The sequence below is a fragment of the Streptomyces sp. NRRL B-1347 genome, from assembly GCF_000720325.1.
Lineage (GTDB): Bacteria > Actinomycetota > Actinomycetes > Streptomycetales > Streptomycetaceae > Streptomyces.
Window position 1 is genome coordinate 1 of sequence record NZ_JOJM01000156.1, and the last position, 4859, is coordinate 4859.

General features: G+C 67.0%; 5 protein-coding genes. All 5 read left to right on the forward strand.

Annotated features, from left to right (window positions below; translation table 11 throughout):
- Positions 1 to 79: 79 nt before the first annotated feature.
- Complete coding sequence (locus IG74_RS52595) at positions 80 to 772, forward strand: polyprenyl synthetase family protein (RefSeq protein ID WP_158858092.1); 693 nt, start codon at positions 80 to 82, stop codon at positions 770 to 772.
- Positions 769 to 1746: a 4-hydroxy-3-methylbut-2-enyl diphosphate reductase gene (locus IG74_RS0143860; RefSeq protein WP_030689246.1), complete on the forward strand. Its 978-nt coding sequence runs from the start codon at positions 769 to 771 to the stop codon at positions 1744 to 1746. Before IG74_RS52595 ends, IG74_RS0143860 begins: the two co-directional genes overlap by 4 nt.
- Positions 1747 to 1822: 76 nt before the next feature.
- Positions 1823 to 2776, forward strand: a complete 954-nt coding sequence (locus tag IG74_RS0143865) for a terpene synthase family protein (protein WP_051856697.1) — start codon at positions 1823 to 1825, stop codon at positions 2774 to 2776.
- A 44-nt stretch (positions 2777 to 2820) separates the two neighbouring features.
- Positions 2821 to 3237, forward strand: coding sequence for a nuclear transport factor 2 family protein (locus IG74_RS0143870; protein ID WP_030689250.1), 417 nt, complete (start codon positions 2821 to 2823; stop codon positions 3235 to 3237).
- 121 nt (positions 3238 to 3358) lie between these two features.
- Entirely contained in the window at positions 3359 to 4756 is a 1398-nt protein-coding gene (locus IG74_RS0143875) for a cytochrome P450 (RefSeq protein ID WP_078869622.1), read from the forward strand.
- Positions 4757 to 4859: the final 103 nt, after the last annotated feature.

Genomic DNA, 4859 nt, shown 5'->3' on the forward strand with positions numbered 1-4859 from the left:
ACGCCCGCGCCAAACCCTGGATCTGGGGCAGACCGGCCCCGCCCACCCGTCTCCTCCGCCGCCGTTTCGAGTACCGCCTTTGAGGAATCGAGCACTAGGGGCCAGCGCGGCGATCCTGATCGGCGACATGGCCCTGGCCTGGGCGGACGAACTCCTCGACCCCAGCGGCCCCTTGGCCGTGAGGGCACCAGAGCTGCGCCGGATCATCGACGTGATGCGCCAGGAAGTCATCTACGGCCAGTACCTCGATCTCACCGCGCTGCTGCGGCCCCTGACCGACCTGGACACCGCCTGGCAGGTGATCCGCTACAAGACCGCCAAATACACCGTCGAACGCCCCCTGCACACCGGAGCCGCCCTGGCCGGAGCCGATGTGAGCCTGCTGGCCGCCCTGTCCCGCTACGCGCTGCCGCTGGGCGATGCCTTCCAGCTCCGCGACGACCTCCTCGGCGTCTTCGGTAACCCCGCCCGCACCGGGAAATCCGTCCTGGACGACCTACGCGAAGGAAAACGCACCGTCCTGCTTGCCCTCGCCGCCCAGCACGCCACTCCCACCCAACAGGCCCTGCTGGACAAGCTGGTGGGCAACCCGCACCTGAACGACGAAGACGCCGCCCGCCTGCGCCAGGTACTCGAGGACACCGGCGCCCGCACGAGCGTCGAGAGCCTGATCACCAGCCGGTACGAGGAGACACTGGCCACCCTCGACACCACGCACGCTGCCGCCGCATTGCGGCAGATCGCCGCCCAGACCGTGGAGCGCACCTCATGACCGGCCGCAAGCGGGTACTTTTGGCGGCCCCGCGCGGCTGCTGCGCCGGCGTGGACCGGGCCATCGCCACCGTGGAGAAGGCCCTCGAGATCTACGGGCCACCTGTGTACGTGCGCCACGAAATCGTCCACAACCAGCACGTCATCCAGGATTTGAAGAACAGGGGCGCGGTCTTCGTCGACGACACCGACGACGTTCCCGAGCGCAGCGTCGTCGTCTTCTCCGCCCACGGCGTAGCCCCCACGGTCCACCAGGCAGCGGCCGAACGGCATCTCACCGTCATTGATGCCACCTGCCCCCTGGTCACCAAAGTCCACAAGGAAGCCGTCCGCTACGCAGCCGACGGCTACGACATCCTCTTGATCGGCCACGACGGTCACGAGGAAGTCATCGGCACCCTGGGCGAGGCACCGGACCGCACCACGCTCGTCGACGGCCCCGAGGACGCCGCGCACGTCGAGGTCCGCGACCCCGGCCGGGTGGTGTGGCTGTCCCAGACCACCCTGCCCGTCGACGAAACCCAGCAGACCGTCACCGCCCTGAAGACAAGGTTCCCGAACCTCCAGTCACCGCCGGGCGACGACATCTGCTACGCCACGCAGAACCGACAGCTCGCGGTCAAACAGATCGCCGCCGAATGCGAGTTGGTCCTGGTCGTCGGCTCGAAGAACTCCTCCAACTCACAGCGCCTGGTCGAAGTCGCCCTCCAGGCCGGCGCCCGCGCCGCCCACCTCGTCGACCACGCCGACGAGATCGACGAAGCCTGGCTGGCCGACGCCACCACGATCGGCGTCACCTCAGGCGCGTCCGTCCCGGACATCCTGGTCGACGGCGTCCTGCGCTGGCTGGCAGCTCATGGATTCGACGACGTGGAGAGCATCACCGCCGCCGCCGAACTGCAGCACTTCGCCCTGCCACGCGAACTGATGAGCGCGGAGGCTGCCCCAAAATTTCAGCCCCTCGACGTGAGCTGACGGCAGGCGCGCCGACGCAACAGGAAGGACTGTCATGCCGCGCGGAATAGACCTTCATATCCCCTTCCCCAGCCGGGTGAGCCCGGACCTTCCCCGAGCAGCATCAGAGCACCTCGCCTGGCCGCGACGGTTCGGCCTGCTTCCCGATACTGCCGCCGAGGCCCGTCATGCGGCCGCCCACTACGCCGAACTCGCCGCCCGCTTCCACCCCGCCACACACGGCGCCGACCTCGACCTCGGCATCGACCAGATGAGCTGGTTCTTCGTCTTCGATGACCTCTTCGACCGCGAGCTCGGCACCACCCCCGCCCTGGCCAAGGCGCTCGTGGACCTGGTCGCAGCCGCACTCGACGACCCCTGGGAAGAGCCGCGCCCGGATCTGCCATCCGGCTGGGCTCCCCCCGCCCGGGCGTTCCGTGACCTGTGGGAGCGCAGCCGGTCAGGCATGTCCCTCACCTGGCGGGAACGAGCCGCCCGGCACTGGCGCACCTACCTGCACGGCTACATCACCGAGGCCCACACCCGGCTCCGCGGAAACACGCCCACGGTGGAAGAGCACATAGCCCTGCGCCGCGACACCATCGGCGTGCAACCCACGATCGACCTGGCCGAACGCCTCGGGCACTACGAGGTGCCTGAGAAGGTATTCACAGACCAGCCGCTGACCGAAATGCGGGCCATCGCCGCCGAGGTCGACTCCCTCCACAACGACATCTGCTCCGCGGAGAAGGAACGCTCCCTGGGCGATGTCCACAACATCGTCCTCATCCTCAGCAGCGACGGCACCCTCTCCTTCGACCAGGCGGTCTGTGAAGCGGCCGAGATGCTCCGCCGGCGCACCACACGCTTCGTCCTCCTCGAAGCCGAGCTTCCACAGTCCAGCGCCTACCGCGCACTGTCAGATGTCGAACGCACCACGGTCGACCGCTACGTCACCGACGCCCTGCGCACCGTGATGCGAGGCGACCTCGACTGGGCCGAGAACTCCGGCCGCTACGACACACCCGACGGCCCCACCATCCATCACTGAAGGCCCTCCGTCCCAGAACACAACTCTCCCAGAAGGGAACCCTGGTGAACCCACAGCCCAGCGCCATCGACCTGGACCGGATGGCAGCCGACTTCCTGACCGCCGTCAACTCCCGCGACGCCAAGGCGTACACTGCACTCTTTGCCCCCGACATCGTCTACGGGGACATGGGCTTCCACCTCACCTTCAATGGCCAGACCGAACTCGAAAAGTGGTACGCCGACTGGTTCGAGGCGTTCCCCGACTGCACCGTCAGCCTCCGCAACGGATTCATATCCGGCAACAGTGCGGTGATGGAGTGGGAGTTCACCGCCACCCTCGAAGGAAGCTTCCACACTGTCCCGGACACCATGCGCGGCAAGACCCGCACCGTGCAGGGCGTGGCCATCGTGCAGCTCGACGCCGCAGGCAAGATCAAAACGCACCGTGACTACTGGAGCGTTCCCGACCTGATCACTTGACGCGCCCGCCTCGGCCACGCCCACCACAACAGCCAGTGAGCGTGGCCGACCCGGCGCGCCAACACCCCGGCAACAGAGCCGCGTTGCCCGTACCGGAACCCAACGCCGCCAAAGGAAGACCATGGCACTCCAGCAACCCACGCTCGCCGCCGCTCCCGGCGCCTGGCCTTTGCTCGGCCATACAACGGCGCTCCTTCGCCGCCCGCTGGAGTTCCTTGAATCTCTTCCCGCCCACGGCAAGATCGTCAGAATCCGTGCCGGGGGAACAGACATCCTCGTGGTCTGCGACCTCGCTCTCACCCAGCAGCTCCTGCGGGAAGACCACATCTTCGACAAAGGAGGAAAGCAGTTCGAAAGGGCCCGGGAGATCGTGGGAAACGGGCTGTTCACCTGTCCGCACGACGCACACATCAAACAACGCCGGCTCCTCCAGCCCGCCTTCCGCCGTTCCCTGCTCTCCGGTTACGCCCAGACCATGGCCGAAGAAGCCACGCGCACCGCCACGTCATGGCAGGAGGGAAAACCGGTCGATATCCCGGCGCACATGCAGATCTACACCACCCAGGTCGCCGTCCGGACCCTCTTCGGCACCGACAGCCCGCCCCCGGAACGACTCGACGACATCCACACCGTCCTGGCCGGCATGTTCCGGCGGATGCTCTCGCCCACGTGGCTCAACCAACTCCCCACCCCGGGCAACCGGCACTACAGCCAGGCACGCACCCGGCTGCATGACGCGATCGCCCGCATCATCACCGACCGCCAGGACCGCGACACAGGCATCCAGGACCTGCTCTCCTCCATCCTCGCCACCCAGGACGACGGATCAGCGCACCACTCCGCCCCGCCCCTGACCTTCACCACGGAAGAAGTCTTCGACCAGGTACTGACGTTGCTTATCGGGGGCGCCGACACCGCCGCGAACACGATCGCGTGGGCCCTGCACCTGCTGGCCGAACACCCGGACGTCGAGGACCGGCTCCACACGGAAGTCGACCACGTCCTGCAAGGACGGCCACCCACCCTCGACGACCTCCCCAACCTGCCGCTGACCGGACAGGTCCTCAGCGAGACCCTCCGGCTCTACCCGCCCGGATGGTTCCTCACCCGCCAGACCACCAAGCCCTGCCAACTCGGCAGTACCTCACTGCCCGCCGGCACCGTCTTGGCGTTCAGCCCATACCTCATCCACCACATGCCAGAACACTTCCCCCAGCCCCACCGCTTCGATCCCAACCGCTGGGCCCAGCCCAACAACTCCGCCGCCCCGCAGTCACCCAACTCCGCGTTCCTGCCGTTCGGAGGCGGCCGCCGAAAATGCATCGGCGACATATTCGGCCTCACCGAGGCCACCATCGCCCTGGCAACCATCACCACCCACTGGACCCTGCGGCACATGCCCGGCACCCATCCACACACCAACGTCCGCTTCATCATCGCCCCCCATAACCTCCACATGCACCCCACCGGTCGGCGCTTCGAGCCTAAGACATCATCTCATTTGGTGAGTCTGCGGTAGCAGATGTGACCTTCCCCTCGTACTGTGGAGTCGTGACCATAGGGGTAGTTGAGGGTCATGGCGGAGAAGCGACGGAAGTACGATGCCGAGTTCCGTGAGGGTG